Raw genomic sequence first — 2176 nt, forward strand, 5'->3', positions numbered from 1 at the left:
TTTGCCGACCCCGAGGCCGCCGTCGCCGAGCTGGCCGACGGCATCGATGCTCCCAAGCAGCCTTCACCCGCGTTTCGTATTGCCCTCGAACAGCTGCTCGACGAGCAGACCGAATTCGTCCCCTTCTCGGTCACCGTGACCCAGATGCTGGTCAAGCAGCTGGTGGAGCACGCCCTCGATGAGCAAGGGGTGCTGCTGTTTGCCAAATACAATTATGTCGGGGTCGATTATCTGCTGATTGCCCTGCTGGAGGGCAAGGAGAGCGTCACCGTCAGCGAAGCGCTGGAATTGCGCCATATCCAGTATCTGGATATCGGCAAACTCAATCTGGTGGCCCGCATTGATTTGACCGAATGGAAAACTCAGGCCGATTCACGCCGCTATATCACCTTCAGCAAGGGGCGCATTGGTCGCAAACTGGGCGATTTCTTTATGGATCTGCTGGGTGCCCGCGAGGGCATGGATGCCAAGGTACAAAATAAAGGCTTGCTACAGGCGGTCGAAGATTATTGCGACAGTCGTCAGCTCGAACCGACCGAACGCAATGACTATAAAAAGCAGGTCTTCAAATATTGCACCGAACAGGCGAGCGCCGGTGAAGAGATCGAAATCAAGGAGCTGTCTGCAGAATTGCCTGGTGACGGTGACCTCGATTTTTACAGCTTTATTGGTCAGGAGTATGAGCTGGAAGAGCGCTTCCCGGCGGATCGCTCTACCCTGCGTGGTTTGACCAAGTTTGTTGGCTCCGGCGGCGGCCTGACTTTGAGCTTTGAGCAGAAGCTGTTGAACAGCCGGATCTTTTACGACCCCCAGACCGACACCCTGACCATCAAGGGTGTGCCGCCCAATCTCAAGGATCAGCTGCTGCGCCAGCCGTAGTCATGCTCCCGAGTGTGATCAACTCGTCATTTCTGGCAAAAAGAGACTCCGCCCCGGCGGGGTCTCTTTTTTTATCGCGCCTGGGCAGACCTCGAAACTGGCGCGGTACTTTGTTAACAAATCAAACAAAATAAACCATCTGAAAGGGTTTTCATTGAGGTGAAAACCCTTTCACTCATGAAATTTTATTTCATTTTGGTAATTATTATTCTGTGGTTGTCTGGAATTAAGCCGATAAATGGCCGTAATTCCCTGAAATAAGAAAATGTTTTCAAAACTTTCTGGAAGGAAATACGTAATTGCATTTCAAAAATGCGAGTTGCGTCATGTGAGCCGTTTGCCGCTTGGGATAATATTCATCTCGCACACAATGCTCTTACAGCGCGGAACTAATACAAGGAAAGGCTCATGAAAAAGAAATTGCTGTCATCCCTGATCGGTCTGGCCACTCTTGGCGTCGCTTGCTCTGCTACTGCTGCCATCGATGAAGGCCAGCTGACCATCTGGATCAACGGTGACAAGGGATACAACGGTCTGGCTGAAGTGGGTAAGAAGTTTGAAGCAGAAACCGGCATCAAGGTTACTGTGGCTCACCCGGATCAGGTTGAAGTAAAATTCCAGCAAGCCGCCGCCACTGGCAACGGCCCGGACATCTTCTTCTGGGCTCACGACCGTTACGGTGAGTGGGTCAAAGCCGGTTTGCTGGTTCCGGTAACGCCGAACGCTGCCACCAAAGGCAAATTTGAACAGCTGGCATGGGATGCCATGACTGTTGATGGCAAAACCTATGGCTACCCGGTTGCCATGGAAGCGGTCAGCCTGATCTATAACAAGGACCTGCTGCCTGAGCCGCCGAAAACCTTCGAAGAGATCGCCAAGATTGACGAGACTCTGAAGAAAAACGGCAAGCGCGCCATCATGTGGGCTTATGACACCCCGTACTTCAGCTATCCGCTGGTGGCTGCCAACGGTGGTTACGCCTTCAAGAAAACCGCTACCGGTTATGACGTCAAAGATACCGGCGTGAACAACGCAGGTGCCAAGATGGGCGTGGGCTACATCTCCGAGATGATCAAGTCCGGTCACCTGGAAAAAGGCATCGACTACGGTGTGATGGACGCCAAGTTCAACAAGGGCGAAGTGGCCATGATGATCAACGGTCCTTGGGCCTGGAGCAACCTGGACAAGAGCGGCATCAAGTACGGCGTAGCGCCGCTGCCGACCCTGAACGGCAAGCCGGCCAAAGCCTTCGTTGGCGTACTGGGTGCCACCATCAACGCCGCCAGCCCGAACAAGG

General features: G+C 53.3%; 2 protein-coding genes. Both read left to right on the plus strand.

Annotation, left to right across the window (positions count from 1 at the left end):
• Positions 1 to 879 (plus strand): nucleoid-associated protein YejK (gene yejK, locus AACS18_RS14245; protein ID WP_108612504.1); only part of this gene is annotated, 879 nt, incomplete at its 5' end.
• A 408-nt stretch (positions 880 to 1287) separates the two neighbouring features.
• A partial coding sequence (malE, locus tag AACS18_RS14250; RefSeq protein WP_258228713.1) for a maltose/maltodextrin ABC transporter substrate-binding protein MalE occupies positions 1288 to 2176 on the plus strand: 889 nt, incomplete at its 3' end.

Origin of the sequence: Aeromonas sp. HMWF015 (assembly GCF_963878965.1) — a bacterium.
GTDB classification, from domain to species: Bacteria; Pseudomonadota; Gammaproteobacteria; order Enterobacterales; family Aeromonadaceae; genus Aeromonas; species Aeromonas veronii.